The organism is Sorangium sp. So ce117 (assembly GCF_051524395.1).
GTDB lineage: Bacteria > Myxococcota_A > Polyangia > Polyangiales > Polyangiaceae > Sorangium > Sorangium cellulosum_B.
Map to the genome: position 1 here is coordinate 3,728,258 of NZ_CP150309.1, position 18,978 is coordinate 3,747,235.

Genomic DNA, 18,978 nt, shown 5'->3' on the forward strand with positions numbered 1-18,978 from the left:
CGTCACGGGGCGGGCGTGGCGCTGCTCGGGACGGGGAGCGCGCCTTCGGCGAGGTGATCGCTCTCCTGGTTGCCCTCGAAGCTGTTGTCCTCCGACACCGACGGCGCCTGCGCGCCCTGCACGACGAGGCCAAACCGGTTGCCGGTGGACTCCGAGCTCGCGAGCGTGCCGTGGCTGTCGCTGAACAGCAAACCGGCGCGCGCGCAGCGCCGCACCTGCACCGAGCTCACCTGCGCCGTCGAGCCCAGGACCACGAGGCCGTCGCCCAGGTCCGGCACCGATTCCGTCTGCCCACCGGAGCTCAGGGCCGAGAACGTGCCGCCCTCGACCCCGAGGATGACCGTGTCCTCCACCGTGCTCGGCGAGGCCAGCAGCAGGCCCGCCACGCGGCTCTCCAGCACGGCCGACCTCTGGACGAGGACCTGCGCCGCCCCGGCGCTCAGCAGGCCGACGCCGCCCGTGCCGTCGCGCTCCTCCGGCAGCGAGCGCTCGATGAGGCTGTCCGAGATCTCGAGGGTCGCGCTCCGGGACGCGGACACGCCTGCGACGTGGGGCTCCAGGACGTACGTCGACGCAAGCGCGGCGCGGCCACCCTGCACGAGCACGCCGGCGGCGCGATCCCGGTGCAGCGGGTTCGCGCGCGTGCCCTCGATGACCACGCCGCTCGCCGAGAGCGTCCCGCCCGAGACGAACAGCCCGGCGTCGCCGGCCTGGCGCACGAGGCTCGACGACAGCGAGAGCGCTCCGCCGCGCTGCTCGACGGCGACGCCGAGGTGACCGCTCTCCGAGGTCGACGCGCCGTCGAAGAGGTTGCCAAAGGCCTCGACCTCCGTGCCGGCGTCCGCGACGGCGAGCAGCGCGTCGCACGCGCCGGACAGCACGCTGGACGCGAGCGACGCGCGCGCGCCCTGCTCCACGGCCACGCCGCCGGCTTCGGGCGCCGCGTCCGCCGGGGCGGCGATGAGGTTGCGCGCCGCCACGAGCTCCGCGCCGGCGCCCGTCACCAGCGCGCCCAGGTGATGGTGGACGAGCGCGTTCGCGTCGAGGCGGAGCATGCCGTCCTCGAGGTGCACGCCGACGCCGTCGCTCGTCGCCGACCGCAGCGCCGCGGCCTCCAGCAGGTTGCCCTCCGCGACCACCTCCGCCGCCTCGGAGCTGATCCGCAGGTTGACCGTGCCGCCGACCAGCGCGTTCTCGGTGAGCCGCGCCTCGGCCCCGGAGACGACGAGCACGCTGGTCCAGACCTCGCCGGCTCCATCGTCCGCCCACGACGACTGGACGAGGCTGCGCGACAGATCGAGGCTCGCGCCAGGGAGCGCGACCACGAGACCATTGCCGCTCTCGCCCGTCACCCGGACGTCGCGCACCGAGACCGCCGCTGCCTGGATCAGCACCCCGATCGAGGGGCTGAGCACGCTCACGCCGCGCACGCCGGCGCGGTCGACGTCGTGGATCCAGACCGCGCTGACGTTGCCGCTGGGATCGCTCTGCTCGCCCCGGAGCACCACCCGCGAGGCGCACCTCCCGACGATCTCGATGGGCTTCGTGATCTCGATCGGCTCGTCGTACTCGCCCTCGGCCAGGACGACGCGCCCGTCCGCCTGGACGCCCGCCAGCGCCTCCGCCAGCGTCGTGAACGGCCTCTCCCGCGACCCGTCGCCGTCTCCGCCCTCGTAGCCAGGATCGACGTGGAGATCGCCGGGCGTCTCGACGATCTCGCCCCACGGCGCCGAGCCGCAGCCGTCCGGGCCGTCGATGGAAACACAGCCCTTCTGCGGGACCGCGAATGTTCCCTCCGGGCACCTGGCCATGGTGGGATGGCAGGCACCGCCCTCCACGAACTCCGCCGCACAGCCGGGGATCCCGACTTCGATGCAGCCCTCGTCGTGCTTCGGGATCGTCCCGGGCGAGCACTTCGCGAGCGCGGGACGACAGAAGCCGTCCTCGTCGACGAAGGCGTCGGCGCAGCCCTGAATGCCCACCTGCGCACATCCGCTGGCGCCGCTGATCTGCCCCGGCGCACACCCCGAGCCACCGGCGCCCTCCCCCGGGAGGTGGGTATACGGCGGCAGGTCGGTGCTCTCGCAGCCGAGGAGCGAGACCGCGCACAGGCTGGAAGCGACAGAGAAGAGACACCAGAGCGCCGAGTGTCCAAGCTTCGCGCGCAACACTCCACCAACCTAGCAGATGCTCCGATGCGCACGCCGGCAATGCGCGCCTCTCTCGCCGTCTCCAGCCGCTCGAGACCGGACATTCACGGGCGTGACCCGGACAGCCGCACGTCGGCTCGCGCCCAGGCGCGCTTGAAGCGCGCGTGTGCGGCCTCCGCTTCCTCTTCCTTGCCCTGTGCGCGGAGGCTGCGCTCGAGCCCGGACAGCGACCAGCCATTCTGCGGGTTCTGGCGCAGGTCCTCCCGGTACGTCGCCTCCGCATCGCGCGCGCGGCCCGCCGTGAGGAGCACCGCGCCGAGCGTGTGGCGGACCGGCTCGGGCCAGTCGGGCGGCTCGAAATAGCGCAGCTCGTCCTCGATGCGCGCGGCGTCCTCGAGCACGCGAGCAGCGGCGCCGGTGTCGCCGCGCTCGGACGCGATCTGGCCCTCGAGCACGAGCGAGGCGATCTCGAGCAGATCCTTCGCGCGGTTCCTGCCGATCGTCGCGTCCTCCCGGCTCTCGGACGCTATCGCCCGGAGCACCGCCGCCTCGCGCGCGGCGTCGTCATGGCGCCCCGTCGCGGCGAGGGCGCGGCCGCGCGCATAGCGCCATATCCCCGTCGTGTACCGCAGCTCGGGCGGCGGCGCCGGCTCTGCGAGGACGTCGTCCCACCGTCCGAACCGGACGAGCGCGAACAGCAGCGCAGGGCGGAACATCTCGAGCATCGGCATGTGTCGGACGTTGTGGTCGGGCACCGCCGCGGCCAGCTCTCGCGCGGCGCGCACGGCGACGGCGCTGCGCCCCTCCATGCTCGCCGAGACCGAGAGGAAATGGAGGTTGTGCGGGAAGTACATCATCGGATAGATGCCCTCCGGCCGCCGCTCGCGGATGTATCGGCGATCGGCCAGCACCGCCTGCTCGTTCGCGTCAGAGGCGTCGGCGTAGCGACCGACGCGCATGAAGATGTGCGACGCCATGTGCACGAGGTGCCCAGCGCCAGGGGCCAGACCGCCGAGCCGCTCGGCGCTCGGCAACGCCCGCTCCGGCGCGCGCGACGCTTCGACCGCGTGGATGTAGTAGTGATTCGCGCCGAGGTGCTCGGGATCTCGCCGGAGGACGCCCTCCAGCGTGGAGACGATCTCCTCGGTCCCGGGCTGCGGCCGGCCATCCTGCGTCCAGAGATCCCACGGGCGCAGATCCATGAGCGCCTCGGCGAAGAGGACACCCGCGTCGAGGTCGTCGGGGAAGCGACGGGCGAGCTCGCGCATCGCGCTCGCGTAGGCGCGGTCGAGGTCCGCGCGGTCGCGGCTCGACGTTGAAGCGTGGCGCTCCGCCAGCGCGTCGATGTACGCGCGCTCGCGCTCGCTGGCGGACGCGGCGAGCGCGCGCGCCTCCTCCACGGCCTCGAGGGCGGCCCGCTCCCGCGCCGCGTCGGTCGGCTGGTTGATGTTGGGGCCGAGCGTGAGCGCGATGCCCCAGCGGGCCATGGCGAGGCCGGGATCGAGGCGGGCGGCCTCCCGGAATGCCTTCCTCGCCTCGTCGTGGTTGAACGCGTAGACGAGCCGCAATCCCTGATCGAAATAGCGTTGCGCGAGCTGCGATGACGTCGTCACGGGGTGATGGAGAGCGCCGATGTCCTCGAACAGAGGGACGCGCTCGGCGTCGGGCGCCTCCGTAGGCCCTGGGTCGGTCGGCGGCTCCGCTCCGGGCGAGGCGGGGCGTGGCTCCGCGCCGCACGCCGCGAAGACGGCGCAGGCGCAGAGCAGGGGCAGGCTGAAGAGCGCGCGTCGAGCTGTCATGGGCAACCTCCCTGGAGCCCGGATCGCCACGGGTTCCGACGGTCCAACATCCCCTCGCGGGGTCGCTTTGCCTCGGGCGCCGCCCTCCGGCGCGATCGCGGAGGTCGAGCCGAGCGAGGACCATGCACGCGCGGTTCCCGCGGCGCGGGAAGGCAGCGCACAGAAGGCCCGAGCGTGGCCGGGCCTTCGACGCGCCCGCGCCGTCAGCGCGGTGCTCGATGGACGGACGGCGCGACTTGCGGCAACCTCGGGACATGACGACGTGCAGGGATGAAGCTCTCCGCTGGGTTCACCGCTACGCGATCGGCGGGGCGGCGTTCGCCGCGCTTCCGCTCCCGATCTCGACCTCCGCCGGGCTCGTCGCGATCGAGACGCACATGATGGCGATGGTCGGCGAGATCTACGGCGAGAACATGGGATCCGTGGTGACGACCGCCGCCGGCGGGAGCTTCGCGATCCTCGGGCAAGGCCTGAAATTCCTGGCAACCCGGGCGGTCGGCTTCGTCCCCCTGATCGGGCCGGCCATCAAGATGGGCATCGCGGCGCTCACCATCGAGGCGATCGGCCGGGGCGTGGTGGGGCACTTCGAGCGAAAGTACCCGGGCAAGATCTTCGAGAAGGCGTGAGCCGGCGTGGCGTGCGCGGCGCGCGTGCGAGGCGCGCCGCGCGCAATGCGCTGCCTGCCGTGCGCACGAGGCGCGGCGCCCGGACGAGGCGCGGCGCCCGGACGAGGCGCGCTGTCCGCAGTGCGCCGGCGCGCGGCGCTGCCCGACGCGCACGAGCGGCAGCCCGCACACGAGGCGCGGCGCGCGCAATGCGCCGACGCGCGGCACCGCCTGGTGCGCCGCGCGCCGCTATCGACGTCCGTCAGTTCTCGCAGCCGCTGCAGGCGAGGGGGCAGGTGCCGTTCACCGTCGCCTGACAGTGAAGGTCGGGCGCGCCGGCGCTGTCGCCGTAGTCGCAGCAGATCTCGCCAGCGTCGCAGCATCGCACGCCGCAGCAGAGGCCTTCTTCGCAGCCGAAGCCGGGGGCGCACGCATTCGCGCACTCGCCCTGGATGCAGACCTGAGCCTCGGTGCAGGTCGTGCCGCACGACCCGCAATTGCGCGGATCGCCGGCCAGGTTGACGCACTCCGATCCACAGCACGAGAGCCCGGGCTCGCACGTGCACATCGTGCCGCCCTCGCCGCCCATGCCGCCTTCGCCCCCCGAGCTCGTCGTCGCGACGGTGGAGGTCGCTCCGCCTTCCCCGCCCGCGCCCCCGCTGGAGGAGCTCGATGCGGTGACATAGGTCGGCCAAAGGTCGACGGTGCCCGGGTCAGCTTCACATCCAGCGACGGCGAACAATGCGGCCCACGACAGCAACGCGATCACCCGATGACAGGGCATGAGCACCTCCAAGCCGAAAATCACACTACCACGGAGGGGCGCGGCCACACGAGGGGGGCATGGCACACGGCGCGGCGCCGGCTGTATGCACTGCGTCGTGAGCCGCTTTACGCGCGTCACGACGATGCACGCAGCGGCGCCTGCGACATCAGGGGGTGATGAGCTTGCAGTCCGACAGGAGCCCCGTGTACCAGTCATCGGTCCTGTCGAGCCATGCGCCCTCGCTGGACCAACGGATGCCGGGCCGCTTCATCCTGCCTTCGACGGTGTAGGTGCACTTCAACGCGAACCGCGCGGACGGCAGCTTGCCTGAGGTGAGCGCGGGCTCGCTCCAGAGGCCGGCCGCGAGGAACTGGACGCGGTCCGTGGTCGTGTAAGGACGGAGCAGCTTTTTGTCGTCCGCATCCCCCTTGGACCAACCCTGGGTGGGCGACTCGAACGCGCAGTGCCGGCCGCTGATCTCCTCGGCCGACCAGCAGGCGAGATCCTTGATGTCGGTGGACACGAGGGTGACCTCGACCTGGGACTTGTCCCCGGTTTTCCACTTGGGGCCAGCGGTGCCGGCCGCAGGCTCACGCCCGAAATAGGCGAAGGCCGCGGCGAGGCCGCCGATGATGATGAGGAACAGGATCATGCTCTTGCCCAGCGAGCCGCCCTGCGGTTGGGCGGCGGCGCGAGGCCGCGCGCCGGGCTTCTTGCCGGCCGGGCGCCGCGCTGCGCCAGCCTGCTTTGCAGGACGCGAGGCTCTGGCGGGCGCCGCGGCGTCGGCGCGGCCCTCGCCGTCCTCCTCGCTGCGGGTGTCCTGCGCGTCGGCCTCGCCGGGAGGCGCTTCGTCCGTGTCGGGGCGGTCTCTGTCTTCGGAGCTCGTAGCCATCGAGGCGCTTTATGTACCGGAGCGCGCCCGCGACTCAAGCATTCCGTGGACCGAACTGCAGGGCACGATCGCCCGTTCCAACGAGCAGCCCTTGATGTAGGCTGCGGCCGCGATGACGTTCGATGCCAGAAATCCACGCGCGCGCATCCTCGGCACAGGCCGCTCCCTGCCGCTCGCCGTCCCGACGAGCGAGGCGCAGGCGGGCGCGCCGCCGGCGGACGGCGCGGCGGGCGACCCGGGCGCGAGCGACGAGCGGCGCCGCGTCGCGCCCGGCGAGCGGACGAGCGACCTGGCGGCGCGGGCGGCGAAGGCGGCCCTCGAGGCGGCCGGCGTCGGGCCGCGGGATCTCGAGATGATCATCCTCGCCACCTCGAGCGGCGACGCGCCGATGCCGGCGACCGCGGTGTACGTGCAGCAGAAGCTCGGCGCCGAGCACATCCCGTCGTTCGACCTCTCCGCGTCGCTGACGGGCTTCCTCTACGGGCTGTCGGTGGCGAACCAGTTCGTGACGGCGGGGACCATGAAGCACGTGCTCGTCATCGGCGCGGACCTGCTCTCCCGCCGCCTGGATCCGCGGGACAGGGCCTCGGCCCAGCTGTTCGGCGACGGCGCCGGCGCGGTGGTGATCGGGCCGGCGACCGGCGACGGGCGCGGGATCCTGAGCGTCGGCTTGCGCGCCGACGGGAAGAGGGCCGATGTGCTCCAGGTGCCGGGCGGAGGATCCGCGGAGCCGCTCACGGTGGAGCGGCTCGCCGACCGGCGGCACTACCTGCGCGTGAAGCAGCCCGAGCTGCGGCAGGCCGCGGAGGAGCACCTCGGGGCCCACGCCCTCTCGGCGATCGCGGCCGCCGGGCTTGCGCCCGCGGACGTCGACTGGGTGATCCCGCACCACGCCGACCCGCACCTCGTCGCCCTCCTCGCCGAGCGCCTCGGGTGCTCGCCCGAGCGCGTCCTCGGCGCGGTCGACGGCGCCAGCGCGGCCGGGACCTGCGCGGGCTCGGTGGCCATGGCGCTCGACGAGGCGCTCCGCGATGGCCGGATCCTGCCCGGGAATCACGTGCTGCTGTGTGCGCTCGGCGGCGGCCTCACGTGGGGCAGCGCCGTGCTCCGCGTCTGAGTCGACGAGGGCCGCGGTCTCTGGCGGCGCGCGGCCCGGCCGGCAGACGGCCCTCGAGGGAGCCCGCGCGCTGCGCTCGGTGGTAGTGGGGGGATTCCCCGTACCGCCACCGAGCGCAGCGCGACGAGCGCGACGAGCGCGACGGTGGACTTGTCGCCGTGCGCTCCCCATCGTGCAGGAGAACCCATGAACGACGCTCCTCTCTACAAAGATGCCAAGCAGCCCGTGGGAAAGCGGGTGGAAGACCTCCTGAGTCGGATGACCCTGGACGAGAAGGTGGGGCAGCTCATGCAGCTCGACGCCCAGGGAGATCTGGAGGACGCGATCGGGCGGATGAAGGTCGGCAGCCTCCTGCACTGCAACGGGAAGGACGCTGACACGGCGATCCGGCGCGCGCTGGACACCCGCCTTGGCATTCCGGTGCTGATGGCCGACGACGGGATCCATGGCCATTCCTTCTGGGCGGGCGCCACGATCTTCCCCACGCAGCTCGCCATGGCCTGCAGCTGGGATACGGGGCTCCTGGAGCAGGTCGCGCGGGTGACCGCCGCCGAGATGCGGGCCACGGGTCTCAAGTGGACGTTCTCTCCCGTCCTGTGCCTCACACGCGATCTCCGCTGGGGCAGGGTGGGGGAGACATTCGGCGAGGATCCCTATCTGATCGGCGAGCTCGCCTGCGCGATGATCAAGGGCTATCAGGGCAAGGGCCTGGACGATCCGGACGCGGTGCTGGCGACCGCCAAGCACTACGCGGGGTACTCGGAGACGCTGGGCGGCCGCGACGCCTCGGAGGCGAACATCTCGCGGCGCTACCTGCGCTCGTATTTCCTGCCGCCCTTCGAGCGGGCCGCGAGGAGCGGCTGCATGGCCTTCATGACTGGATATCAGTCCATGGACGGGATCCCGGCCACCGCCAACCGCTGGCTCCTGACGGAGGTCCTCAAGGAGGAGTGGGGGTTCGAGGGGATCGTCGTGACCGACTGGAACAACGTGGGCAATCTCGTGCTCGATCAGAAGGTCTGCAAGGACATGGCCGAGGCGGCCACGGTGGCGGTCCGGAGCGGAAACGACCTGATGATGGCGACACCGCAGTTCTACGAGGGCGCTCAGGAGGCGGTGCGCCGCGGGCTCCTCGCCGAGGCCGAGATCGACGCGGTCGTGCGGCGCGTGCTGTCGCTCAAGTTCTCCCTGGGGCTCTTCGAGGACCCGGGGTACAGCAGCGAGCAGCGCATCCAGGAGATCATCGGGTGTGCGGCCCACCGGGACCTGAACCTGGAGGTCGCGCGGGCGTCTCTCGTGCTGCTCAAGAACGACGGCCTCCTGCCGCTCGCGGAGGCGGCGGCGTCGAGGCCCTTGGGGCGGATCGCGGTGATCGGCCCCAACGCGGACGACACGATCGCCCAGCTGGGCGACTGGTCGCTCGGCTCGGGCCAGATGAGCGGCGGCAACGGGCCGCAGCACCCCCGCTCGAGCATCGTCACGATCGTGGAGGGGATACGGGAGCTCGCGCCCCCGGGGTGTGAGGTGGTCTATGCCGCGGGCTGCTCGGTTCTCAGTGAGGACGAGTCAGGCATTCCTGCGGCGGTCGAGCTGGCCCGGGGCGCAGACGCGGTGGTGCTTGTCCTGGGGGACAGGATCGAGCTCATCGGCGAGACGAAGAGCACGGCGACCCTCGAGCTCATGGGCGGACAGAGGGCCCTCTCGGACGCGATCGCCAGGACCGGCGTTCCCACGGTCGTTGTCCTCGTCAACAGCAAGCCGCTGGTCCTGCCGCGCTCGGCGCTCGGCGCGGCGGCGATCCTCGAGGCGTTCAACCCGGGGATGATGGGCGGGCGGGCCGTGGCCGAGGCCGTGTTCGGGGCGATCAACCCCTCTGGCAAGCTGACGATCTCGTTCCCCTACCACGTGGGCCAGCAGCCGATATTCTACAACCAGGCCCGCGGCCAGCACGGGAATCGCTACGCCGACCTCACGCAGGAGCCGGCGTTCGCCTTCGGCTTCGGCCTGAGCTACACGCGCTTCACCTACGGCGATCTGAAGGTCCTGACGCCGAGCGTGGAGCGAGGCGGCACGGCGTCGTTCGAGGTCACGATCACCAACGCTGGCGGGCGCGATGGCGTCGAGATCGCCCAGCTGTACATCGAAGATCTGGTGACGTCGTCCACGTGGGCGCAGAAGGAGCTGAAGGCCTTCCGCCGCGTGAGCCTGGCCGCGGGGGAGGCGCGCAAGGTGCGCTTCGACCTGCCCGTGGCGGAGCTGTCCCTGGTCGACGCGGAGGGGCGCCGCGTGGTGGAGCCGGGGGATTTCCGTGTCCACGTCGGCTCGTCGTCCCGGCCGCAGGACCTGCTCAGCGCCGGCTTCGGCGTGGCGTGACGCCACGGCGGAGACACGGGAGAAGAGGACCGCCACGGCGCGAGGAGCTCCAGGGATCTCGCGCCGGGTCGCCGAGGTTCGTCTCTCATCCTATCTTCTGAGGATCACTGCTCCTCACCCCACGCAGGTCGAAGCGCGGAGCGGCCCCGCGTCGCCGAGGGGGGCGCATCCGCCGGCGCTCTCGGCTAGTGTGCCGGGCCGTTCATGCAGCTCATCTCCCTGTCCCCCCTGGCCGCGTCGGCGTTGCTCTGGCGAACGGCGAACGGACCCTGTGTGACGGTCGCCGTGAAGGCGACCTTCCAGCTCTCGCCCGACGGCGTCGCCGCGCTGGCCGCGCCGCTGCCGCTCTTCGACGACGTCTTCCACGAGCAGAACGCGGGCCGGAGCCTCTATGTCGCCTCGGATGCCGTGCCCCACAAGCCCCGCGCCGACGTCCTGCTCACCGGCAGCGCATACGCCCCGCCCGGCCAGCGCGTGAGCCGCCGGTGGGTGCGCCTCGCCGTCTTCGAAGCGCACGGGCACGCGCCCGCGGTCGACAAGCGGCTCCAGGTCGTGGGCGAGCGGCAGCGCGATCCCGCGACCGGCCAGGCGACGGCGCCGGCCCCGTTCTCCAGGCTGCCCGTGCGCTACGAGCTCGCCTTCGGCGGCGCGCGCTGCCCCGAGAACCCTGTCGGGAGGGGGGCCGATCCCGCCGACCTCCGGCTGCCGAGCGTGGTCAACCCCGCTGCGCCCGACGCCCCCGACGGCTTCGGGCCCATCTCGAGCGCGTGGCCGCAGCGGCGGCGCGCGCTCGCCGCGTGGGATCCGGCGAAGCTCCTGCTGCCCGTCCCGGAGCTCCCGATCGCCATGGACTGGGGCTACTTCAACGCGGCCCCGCGCGACCAGCAGATACGCTACCTGCGCGGGGACGAGTGGATCCTGCTGGAAGGCCTCCATCCCACGGCCGCCCAGGTGCGCTCTCGCCTGCCCGGCGTGACGGCGCGCGTGCTCCTCCGCGCCCCGCGGCTCGCCGACCCCGCCGGCGTCGAGCTCACCGTGCGCTGCGACACGCTCTGGATCGACGCCGACGCGCTCCGGTGCACGCTGACCTGGCGCGCGTCCCTGGCCGTCGCCGAGCGCGCCCTGGAGGCCGTCGAGCGCGGCAGGATCCTGGTGACGCTGGCGCCCCTCGACGAGCGCGCGGCGTGGCCTGCGCCGGAGCCCGCCGCCGCGGCCGCGCCGCCGGTCGGCGCGACGACGGCGCCGCTGCCGGAGGGCGTGAGGCCGCCTGCGGGCGCGCGGCTGTCGCTCCCGATTCCCGAGCCGGATCCGTCGGTCGCCCGCGGCATGAGCGCCGAGGAGTGGGCCGCGCGCGGCGCGGGCGCGGAGGCGGCGCGCCCGTCGCTCGACCTGACGCAGACGCGCCCCCTCGACCCCGCTGCCTTCGCCGAGGCCCTCCGCGCGTTCGACCCGGCGCCGCCCGGCGCCGTCGCCGCGGAGGCCTCGCAGGCGGGTCCCGGCGCCGGGGAGGCGGCCGGAGGCGCGGGCGCGCCGTCGCCGCCGGTGTCGGGGCAGCCGCTGGTGTCGGGGCAGCCGCCGGTGTCGGGGCAGCCGCCGGTGCTCGCGGACACGCGCGAGTTCAATCTCCAGGACGTGCTGCGCGGCGCGCGCCAGGAGGACGCGCCGTTCCCGATCGCGCCGCCCCGGCCCGCGGAGCAGGCCGAGCCCGCGCGGGCCCCCGCCGAGGTCTCGCTGGAGGCCCTCCGGCAGGCCTTCCCCGCCATGGCCGCGCACATCGCGGCGCACGCCGGCGCGCCGCTGCCCACGGCCACGCTGCCGCTGCCCGAGCCGGAGCCGTCGAAGCCGACCAGCGAAGATCTCGCCGGCTCGCCCGACCTGCCGCCGCCCGCGAGGACGACCGAGCACGTCCCGATCCTGAACACTACCCCGTTCGCCGCATTCACCATCCCCTGGCAGGCCCGGCCGCCGAGGGACTCGCTCACCGTTGTGGTCAAGGGCACCTTCGACCTCGTGCCCGGGGCGCCGGCGGCGATCGCGGCCGATCAGGATCTCCCCGGCGGCGACGTCCACGTCGACGACGACCCCGCGAAGAGCCTCCGCTACCCGTCCGATTTCGCGATCTTCAAGCCGAGAGCCGACGTCCTGCTGGTCGGGCACGCGCACCGCACCGGCGACGGCGGCGCCACGGCGCTCGTCCGGCTGCGCCTGGGCGACGCGCTCGACCGCTCCGTCGCGGCCGTCGGCCCGCGCCGCTGGGACGCGCTCGGCGCGCCCACCGCGCCCGGGCCGTGGGACCGCATCCCGCTCCGCTTCGAGAGCGCCTTCGGCGGCGCCGGGTTCGGCCCGAACCCCGTCGGGACCGGGTACGGCGCGCGGGCAGGCGGCGCGCTCCCGTCGCTCGAGCTGCCGGATCGGGTGATCCGCTCGGCGGGCGACAGGCCCTCTCCGGCGTGCTTCGCGCCGATCGCGGCGACGTGGAGCGATCGCCTCGAGAAGATCGGGTCCTACGGCGAGCGCTGGAGGAAGACGCGCTGGCCGTTCTTCCCCGACGACTTCGACTGGACCTTCTTCAACGCCGCGCCCGCGGAGCAGCAGATCGCCTATCCCCGAGGGGACGAGCCGTTCGAGCTCTGGTCCGTGCGCCCGGAGGGCGAGGTCGTCCGGGGGCGGCTGCCCGAGCTGCGGGTCCGCGTGTTCAAGCAGGCGACGGAGAAGGCCGGCGGTGGGTTCTCCGAGGTCCCGATGCGGCTCGACACCGTGTGGTTCGACGCCGACGCGCTCCGGCTCGTGCTGGTCTGGCGGGGCCTGCTCGACGTGGCCGACGAGGACGCTTCCGAGATCGCGTCGCTGTTCGTCCTGAGCGAGCCGATGGCGCAGGGCGGGGCGAAGCGCGAGCCGACGGCGAAGCGCGACGCGCGGGCGCGCTTCTTCGCGGAGCTCGCGGCGCGCGAGGCGGCCGAGGCGCCGGCGGCAGGCGAGGAGGGGGCGGCGAACGACACAGCGGCCGAGGAGGGCGAATCGGCCCTCGAGGCGCGCATCGCCGAGGCGCTCGCCCAGGCGCGCGCGCGGCGGCGCACCGCGGCCGGGAGCGGCGCGGCGGCGGCGGGGGCTGCCGCGGCGGAGGCTGCCGCAGCGCCGGCGCAGGCGGAAGGCGACGTCTCTCCGCGAGAAGACGCTGCTCCCAGCGATCCCGTGGCGGCGCCGCCGACCGCCGGCCGCGACGCCATCCTCGAGCTCCTTCGCCTAGGCGAGCCGCTCGCCGGCATGGACCTGACCGGCATCGACCTCTCCGACGCGGACCTCGCCGGGGCCGACCTGGGCGGCGTCATCCTGAAGCGGGCGAACCTCCGGGGCGCCCGCATGGACGGCGCGCGGCTCGTCGAGGCCGTGCTCGCGGAGGCCGACGCCGAGGGCGCGCGCTTCGAGGGAGCCGACCTCACCCGGGCCGACCTCACCGGCGCGAGCCTCAAGGCCGCGCGCTTCGCCGGCGCCGTCCTGGAGCTCGCGGCCGCGGCCGAGGCGCGCTGCGAGGGCGCCGTCTTCGAGGGGGCCCGGGCGCCCGGCGCCAGCTTCGCGGGGGCCACGCTCACGAGGGCCTGCTTCGATCGCGCGGACCTCACCGGCGCCGAGATGATGCAGGCCGCCCTCGACGAGGCGAGCTTCCGCGACGCGACGCTCGATGATGTGAAGATCTATGGTGCTACAGGGGCGCGCGTCACCCTGGACGGGGCCTCGCTCGCCGACCTCCGCGCCGACGACGTGGTCCTCCGGAACGGGTCGTTCCGTCGCGTGCGGGGCCCGGGCTCCGTGTGGGAGGGCGCCGACCTCACCGAGGGCGTCTTCGCGGGCGCGGCGCTCCCGGAGGCGAGCTTCACCCGGGCGACGCTCGACCGGGCCACCTTCGAGGGCGCCGACCTAGTCGACGCCCGCTTCCGCAAGGCGCGGCTCCGCGGCGCGCGCCTGCGCCAGGCGAACCTGATGCGCGCCGCCTTCGACAGCGCCGATCTCGAGGGGGCCGACCTGCGCGGCGCCAACCTGTATCAGGCGGAGACCTGGAAGGCGCGCACGGCCGAACTCCACATCGCAGAGGCCTTCACGGCAGGGACCAAGCTGGAGGAGCGATGAGCGGCACGGATCACACCGCCACGAACACCTTCAGCTGCGAGGGCGCGACGTGGGCGCCGGCGGGCATGTTCGCGTTCGAGCCATTATGGGCCGACATCGCGGTGTGATAGACGATCTTCTTCCCCTTGGCGTAGACCTTCGAGCTCGCGCGCTTGAAGGTCACCTGCCCGCGGTTCACGTTCGAGACCATCCCGCCGAGCGTGCCGGCCTCATCGCCCTTGCTGCTCGGCATCTTCGACGCCTCGGTCACTGTCTCCTTCTTCTGGACGAGCACCTTGGAGACTGTCGACTCGCAGCCGTTCAGCGTCCCGATGTTCGGGAACGGCGTCGGCACGGGGGGCGCCGGCGGCGCTGGCACCTTGCACACGTCCGGCATGGCGAAGCACATGCCTCCGGCCTTCGTCGCTGCGGGCATCTTCATCTCGGGATCCCTCCACTGCCACGCTGGCTCATCCGAGCAGCACGCGCTCGCCGTCGATCGATGTCTCCTTCTTCGAGACCATCGATGTCCGCTCGCTGACGAGCTGATACGCCTCGCGGATGAGCGAGCGCGCGCGCCTCGCCCGGGTCTGGAGCAGCCCGTCGACGTCGCGGTAGGCGTCCTTTGCCCGCTCGATCAGCCGCTCGGCCTGGATCTCCATCCGACCGGCGGTGGCGGCGATCTGCGCGGCGGTCGTGGCGATCCGCTCGGCGAGCACGGTCGCCTCGGTCGCGTGGAGCGACGCCCTCTCCGAGGTGACGTCGACCGCCGCCGCGGACACGCGCACGGCCGCCCGCTCGACCACGAGCGCCGGCTCGCCGCCCTCGCCGACCTCGCTCGCCACGCGCCGACCCGCCCTGTGCCGGACGTCGCGCCGCGCGCGGAGCTCCACGTCCGTGGCCGCCTCCACGACGACCTTCCCCCGCGGCGCCGCGAGCGTCAGGTCCCCCGCGGGGGCGGCGACGCGCGCCGCGCCCGTCGCGGCGTCGTACGTGACGGCGACAGCGCCCGACGCGTCCCGGATCGCGATCGTGCTCCCCTCGGCCGACGCCGTGGCCCCCTCGGCCGTGTGGATCACGGGCCCACGGGCGGCGAGGAGGATGCCGACGATGTAAAAGTCTGATGTGGTTGCGTGTTTTGAGACGAGCACCCGGTCGCCGGGGGTGGCCTGGTAGCCGGGCACGGCGAGCCGCGCGCGCGCCGTGGCGCCCTCGGCGCCAGGGGCGCCGGGCCGGACGAGGCGCACGACGGCGCGCGCGGCGTCTTCCAGGTCGACGAGGGTGGCCTCGAGCACGCCGCCCGGGGAGGGCTCGTGTTCGAGGGCGACAGCGTCGTTCGCGTTCATCGGGTCTCCGTCCGGAAGTCTTCCGCGCGCGCGCGGTCAGGGTCGGTGTTCTTCATGTTGCGGGTGCGCGCCCCGAGCAGCTCGGCGTCATCGAGCCTGGCCCGGTGCAGGTCGGCGCCCTCGAGGTTGGCGTTCACGAGGTGAGCGCGCTCGAGGCGCGCGTGCGAGAGATCGGCCAGCGAGAGATCGGCGTTCGCCATCACCGCGTCGCGCAGGTCCGCGCCTGGGAGCCTCGCGGCGCCGAGGCTGGCCTCGCGCAGGTGGGCGCGGCGCAGCACGGCGTCGTTGAGCGCGGCGTCGGAGAGGTCGGCGCGGGAGAGATCGGCGCCGTCGAGGATCGCCCTCCTGAGGTTCGCGGCGGGGGCGCGCAGGCCCGCGAGCTTCGCGCCCTTCAGATCGGCGCCTTCGAGGTTGAGCTGAGAGGCCTCCACCGAGGTGAGGTTGGCGCCGCGGAGGTTCGCGCCCGACAGCGTGGCATTCGTCAGGACGCAGCCGCGGAGATCGGCGCCCTCGCCGTTCGCGTCGCAGAGGAGCGATTGTTCGAGCACCGCGCCGGCGAGCTGCATGGTGCGGAGATCGGCGCCGGAGAGGTCGGCCGCGAAGAGCCGTGTCCGGCGGAGGTCGGCTCCGGTGATCGAGGCGGTGGACAGGGAGGCTTCCGAGAGATCCGCGTCGGAGAGATCGGCCTCGGTGAGGTCGACGTCGGCGAGCTGCGCCCCGCGGAAGGTGGCGCCGCCGAGCTTCGCGCCGGCGAGGCAGGCGCCGGAGAGGTCGGCGTCCGAGAGGTCGGCGCCCGCGAGGTCGGCGCCGCGCAGGTCGGCCTCGGCGAGATCGGCGCCGGAGAGGTTCACGCCGGCCCACGACAGGCCGCGGAGAGCCGCCTTGCCGAGGGACACGCCGGCGAGGTCGAGGCCGCGCAGGTCGACGCCCGCGAGGCGGACGCCCTCGAGTGAGCAGCCCTCGAGCTTCGCGCCGGCGAGAGACGCCTCGTCGAGGGTGGCGCCGGCGAGGTTGGTGTTGCGGAGATCGGCGCCGTCGAGGGAGGCGCCGGTGAGGTCCGCCCCGGCGAGCGAAGCGCCGCGGGCCCGCCAGCGCTGGAGCTGGGCGCCCCGGAGCGAGGAGCCGTCGAGGACGAGCCCGTCGCAGCTCGCGCCGGAGAGGTCGGCCCGGGCGAGGTCGCACTGGACGAGGCGCGCGCCCTCGAGGGCGGTGCGGCGGAGATCGATCGCGGTGAGCCGGGAGGCGTGGAGCTCGGCGCCCGCGAGGGACGCCGGGGGGCCCGAGGCGGAGAAGTCGAGTCCGGCGGCGGCGGCGCGCAGGAGATCGGCGCCGCCGAGGAGGAGGCCTGTCGTGACGGCGGCGCGGAGATCGACGTCGCGGAGCGAGGCGCCCGTGAGGTCGGCGGAGGAGAGATCGGCGCCGTCGACGGCGGCGCGGTCGAGGCGCGCGCCCTGGGCGTCGCAGCGCTGGAGGCGCGCGCCGGAGAGGACCGCGTCGAGGAGCTCGGCCTTGTGGAGGCGCGTGGCGCGGAGATCGGCTCTCTCGAGCAGGGCGCCGGAGAGCTTGGCGCCGGTGAGGTCGACCTGGTGGAGGGAGGTGTTGGAGAGGACGGCACCGCGGAGATCGGCGCCTGCGAGGCGGCAGGCCTCGCCGGGAGGGCCGCCGAGGAGGGCGTCGGTGAGGTCGGCGTCGGTGAGGTCGGCGCCCTCGAGGTTCACGTTGCGGAAGATGGCGCCGGAGAGCGTGGCGCCGGCGAGGTTCGCGCCGCGCAGATCGACGTCCTGCCAGAGGGCCTGCGAGAGATCGGCGCCGCGGAGATCGATGCCGGGGGCGACGGCGCCCGAGATGCGGCTGCCGGCGAGCTCGTCGCGCTGGCTCTTCTGCAAGAGCTCGGCAGGCGTCGGGGGTGAGCCATCGTTGCGCTCCGCGGGCATGGTTCGGGCGAGGCTAGGCCATCGCGCGGGGGGTGTCACTGAGGTAGCGTGCAGCCTGAAGTGCCTTCGCTGGCGTTGCTGGGGGGCGTTGGCTGGGAGCGGGGGAGGGGAGAGGAGCGGAGGGGCATGATCAGCGTCGCGGTGAGGATCGAGACGGAGTGCGGCACCTGCAGGATGCCGATGCCGGTCAACACGCTGGCTCGCGAGGTGGGCTGCCCGAGCTGCGGGAGGCCGACGGAGGTGAGCGACGATGTCTGGCAGGCGCTGCTGCGCGATCCGGTCTACGACGGGCCGAGGATGCTAGCGAACGAGGGGCGGCAGTGCTCTGCGAGGAAGCTCTCGGCCGCTTACACCCGGCGCGGTCCGTGCTGCCAGGGATGCGAGAAGGAGATCCCCGTCGCGAGCATCGTAGAGGTGCGAGAGCAGGCGATGCTCCAGTGTGACCGTTGCGCCAAGCAGACCTGGGTGCGAGCGGTGCCGGTGGAACTCGCGGGAGCGCTCCCGAACATCACGCACCTCGTAGGCGAAGATCCTGACTCGCCCGCGATGGCGCAGGCAAATGCGGCGGAGGCGGCGACGTTTCCATGCCCGCAGTGCGGCTCACCCGTCGCGTTCGACGGCGTGAACCGAGCGTACACGTGCCGCTTCTGCAGCGCGAACGTGCACGTACCGGACGACTTCGTATATCGCGGGCGAAGGAAGGTGGCGGCGGACTGGTTTCTCATCTTTCATCCGTCGATCGTCGACAGCGCACCGGCCCCGCAGGCCGTCGCCGCAGGGCTGTTCGACTGGGAAGAGCCGCCTGTGGCGGCGGTCGACGCGGAGGGCAACCTCTACTGCGCGGCGAGGCAGCTGCACTGGGTCTCCGTTGGTACACATCTCGCCCGGGAAAAGCACGAGAGCGTACTCTGGTGCATCGATCCATCGATGAACGTCCGCTGGCTGCAGCGCGGTCGATCGCGCGCTGTGCACCTCGTGCTCTCTCCGAAAGGCACACTCCTCGTCACGGATCGGCAGACGTCAGTCCAGCCTTGGCTATCGGGCAGAACCGGTACGCCTATCGGAGAACCAGCACGTATGGTGAAGGAGAGCCATGGCGGTTTGTCCGATTGCGACGACTTGGCTTGCGATCGCGATGGCTCCCTCTTGATCCTGGACGGTGGTGTCCTTCGGCGGCTCTCGTCGGATGGGGCGGAGTTGCCTCTCTGGACTGGCGGCGCTCCAGGGAGTGTGGATCTCACCGAGATCGCAGGCGGGCTCAAGCGTCTTCAGTGCGGGACGGACGGGTCGATCTTTCTCCTGTGTAGCGCGTCGATCGTGCGTTTTGCTGCGGATGGGCGCGAGATCTACCGCGCGGAGTTCTCCTCGGAGCCTCCGGATCCTCGATATCGCACGTTCGGCGTCGACCGCAACGGCAACGCCTACGTCGTCAGGAGCGGACAGCTCGCGCGGATCAGCGCGACGGGTGAGCTTTCCGTCGTCTTGGAGTCGAAGCGCGACAGGCTGCCGCAACCGGAGATGAGCATTGCTGTGTGTCCCGATGGATCGTACTGGCTCTTTGGTAGGGAGGGGCGCGCCTGGAGGTTTGACCGCGACGGCGAGCTTCTCTTCGCGAGTGAAAAGGAGTCCAGACCCAAGAAGTTGACGTACCAACAAGTCGTCGAGCGACAGATGGATGCGGTCAAGGCCAAGACCCAGGCAGAGCACGAAGCATCGGAGCGGCTCATGCGTGAGCGGAGAGCAGAGGCGGCGAGAGTTCAGCGGATCGTTGGGATTGTTGCAGCTATCGTTGTGCTGGGGCTCTTGGCGCTATTGATGGCCGCTGCTGCGGCGTCGTAGATCGATCTCTGGTGCAGGAGCGTGGGGCTCCTGTTCAATCAGAGCTTGTATGC

General features: G+C 72.8%; 12 protein-coding genes. 5 read left to right on the forward strand and 7 right to left on the reverse strand.

What is annotated here, in order from left to right; genetic code table 11:
* Window positions 1-2: 2 nt before the first annotated feature.
* On the reverse strand, window positions 3-2,171 hold the full coding sequence (locus WMF46_RS14090; protein ID WP_437986079.1) for a DUF1565 domain-containing protein: 2,169 nt from the start codon (window positions 2,169-2,171) through the stop codon (window positions 3-5).
* Between the two features lie 83 nt (window positions 2,172-2,254).
* Window positions 2,255-3,949 (reverse strand): hypothetical protein, encoded by a 1,695-nt coding sequence (locus WMF46_RS14095; protein WP_437986080.1) that lies wholly within the window; start codon window positions 3,947-3,949, stop codon window positions 2,255-2,257.
* Between the two features lie 254 nt (window positions 3,950-4,203).
* Between WMF46_RS14095 and WMF46_RS14100 the strand changes: the two genes are divergently transcribed.
* Complete coding sequence (locus WMF46_RS14100; RefSeq protein WP_437552426.1) at window positions 4,204-4,575, forward strand: hypothetical protein; 372 nt, start codon at window positions 4,204-4,206, stop codon at window positions 4,573-4,575.
* A 241-nt stretch (window positions 4,576-4,816) separates the two neighbouring features.
* Here WMF46_RS14100 and WMF46_RS14105 read toward each other — a convergent pair whose 3' ends face one another.
* Together WMF46_RS14105 and WMF46_RS14110 are read right to left on the reverse strand one after the other, a co-directional pair.
* Window positions 4,817-5,338, reverse strand: a complete 522-nt coding sequence (locus WMF46_RS14105; protein ID WP_437986081.1) for a hypothetical protein — start codon at window positions 5,336-5,338, stop codon at window positions 4,817-4,819.
* Between the two features lie 148 nt (window positions 5,339-5,486).
* Window positions 5,487-6,212 carry a hypothetical protein gene (locus tag WMF46_RS14110; protein WP_437986082.1) on the reverse strand — a complete coding sequence of 242 codons (726 nt, stop codon included), beginning with the start codon at window positions 6,210-6,212 and terminating at the stop codon, window positions 5,487-5,489.
* 112 nt (window positions 6,213-6,324) lie between these two features.
* Between WMF46_RS14110 and WMF46_RS14115 the strand changes: the two genes are divergently transcribed.
* The 3 genes from WMF46_RS14115 to WMF46_RS14125 all read left to right on the forward strand — a co-directional run bounded on the left by WMF46_RS14115 (window position 6,325) and on the right by WMF46_RS14125 (window position 13,827).
* A complete protein-coding gene (locus WMF46_RS14115; RefSeq protein ID WP_437986083.1) occupies window positions 6,325-7,329 on the forward strand; it encodes a beta-ketoacyl-ACP synthase 3 in 1,005 nt (334 codons plus the stop codon).
* Between the two features lie 186 nt (window positions 7,330-7,515).
* On the forward strand, window positions 7,516-9,702 hold the full coding sequence (locus tag WMF46_RS14120) for a glycoside hydrolase family 3 N-terminal domain-containing protein (RefSeq protein ID WP_437986084.1): 2,187 nt from the start codon (window positions 7,516-7,518) through the stop codon (window positions 9,700-9,702).
* Window positions 9,703-9,906: 204 nt separating this feature from the next.
* The gene (locus WMF46_RS14125; protein ID WP_437986085.1) at window positions 9,907-13,827 is read left to right on the forward strand and encodes a DUF2169 domain-containing protein; all 3,921 of its coding nucleotides are present in this window, start codon (window positions 9,907-9,909) and stop codon (window positions 13,825-13,827) included.
* A 10-nt stretch (window positions 13,828-13,837) separates the two neighbouring features.
* Here the strand turns inward: WMF46_RS14125 and WMF46_RS14130 are convergent, their stop codons facing one another.
* Genes WMF46_RS14130 through WMF46_RS14140 form a run of 3 tightly spaced genes read right to left on the reverse strand, consistent with a single transcriptional unit; the run spans window position 13,838 to window position 17,086 of the window.
* On the reverse strand, window positions 13,838-14,248 hold the full coding sequence (locus WMF46_RS14130; protein WP_437908989.1) for a PAAR-like domain-containing protein: 411 nt from the start codon (window positions 14,246-14,248) through the stop codon (window positions 13,838-13,840).
* Window positions 14,249-14,276: 28 nt separating this feature from the next.
* Window positions 14,277-15,152: a DUF3540 domain-containing protein gene (locus WMF46_RS14135; RefSeq protein ID WP_437986086.1), complete on the reverse strand. Its 876-nt coding sequence runs from the start codon at window positions 15,150-15,152 to the stop codon at window positions 14,277-14,279.
* On the reverse strand, window positions 15,149-17,086 hold the full coding sequence (locus WMF46_RS14140) for a pentapeptide repeat-containing protein (protein ID WP_437986087.1): 1,938 nt from the start codon (window positions 17,084-17,086) through the stop codon (window positions 15,149-15,151). Before WMF46_RS14140 ends, WMF46_RS14135 begins: the two co-directional genes overlap by 4 nt.
* Window positions 17,087-17,212: 126 nt before the next feature.
* On the opposite strand from WMF46_RS14140, the gene WMF46_RS14145 reads away from it, so the two are divergent.
* On the forward strand, window positions 17,213-18,925 hold the full coding sequence (locus WMF46_RS14145; RefSeq protein ID WP_437986088.1) for a hypothetical protein: 1,713 nt from the start codon (window positions 17,213-17,215) through the stop codon (window positions 18,923-18,925).
* The last annotated feature ends 53 nt before the right edge of the window (window positions 18,926-18,978 follow it).

What these genes read in the sequence shown, in the direction of transcription:
- WMF46_RS14095 (WP_437986080.1), bottom strand. Translation starts at nt 3,949, where the DNA reads ATGACAGCTCGACGCGCGCTCTTCAGCCTGCCCCTGCTCTGCGCCTGC.
- WMF46_RS14100 (WP_437552426.1), top strand. Translation starts at nt 4,204, where the DNA reads ATGACGACGTGCAGGGATGAAGCTCTCCGCTGGGTTCACCGCTACGCG.
- WMF46_RS14105 (WP_437986081.1), bottom strand. Translation starts at nt 5,338, where the DNA reads ATGCCCTGTCATCGGGTGATCGCGTTGCTGTCGTGGGCCGCATTGTTC.
- WMF46_RS14110 (WP_437986082.1), bottom strand. Translation starts at nt 6,212, where the DNA reads ATGGCTACGAGCTCCGAAGACAGAGACCGCCCCGACACGGACGAAGCG.
- WMF46_RS14115 (WP_437986083.1), top strand. Translation starts at nt 6,325, where the DNA reads ATGACGTTCGATGCCAGAAATCCACGCGCGCGCATCCTCGGCACAGGC.
- WMF46_RS14120 (WP_437986084.1), top strand. Translation starts at nt 7,516, where the DNA reads ATGAACGACGCTCCTCTCTACAAAGATGCCAAGCAGCCCGTGGGAAAG.
- WMF46_RS14125 (WP_437986085.1), top strand. Translation starts at nt 9,907, where the DNA reads ATGCAGCTCATCTCCCTGTCCCCCCTGGCCGCGTCGGCGTTGCTCTGG.
- WMF46_RS14130 (WP_437908989.1), bottom strand. Translation starts at nt 14,248, where the DNA reads ATGAAGATGCCCGCAGCGACGAAGGCCGGAGGCATGTGCTTCGCCATG.
- WMF46_RS14135 (WP_437986086.1), bottom strand. Translation starts at nt 15,152, where the DNA reads ATGAACGCGAACGACGCTGTCGCCCTCGAACACGAGCCCTCCCCGGGC.
- WMF46_RS14140 (WP_437986087.1), bottom strand. Translation starts at nt 17,086, where the DNA reads ATGCCCGCGGAGCGCAACGATGGCTCACCCCCGACGCCTGCCGAGCTC.
- WMF46_RS14145 (WP_437986088.1), top strand. Translation starts at nt 17,213, where the DNA reads ATGATCAGCGTCGCGGTGAGGATCGAGACGGAGTGCGGCACCTGCAGG.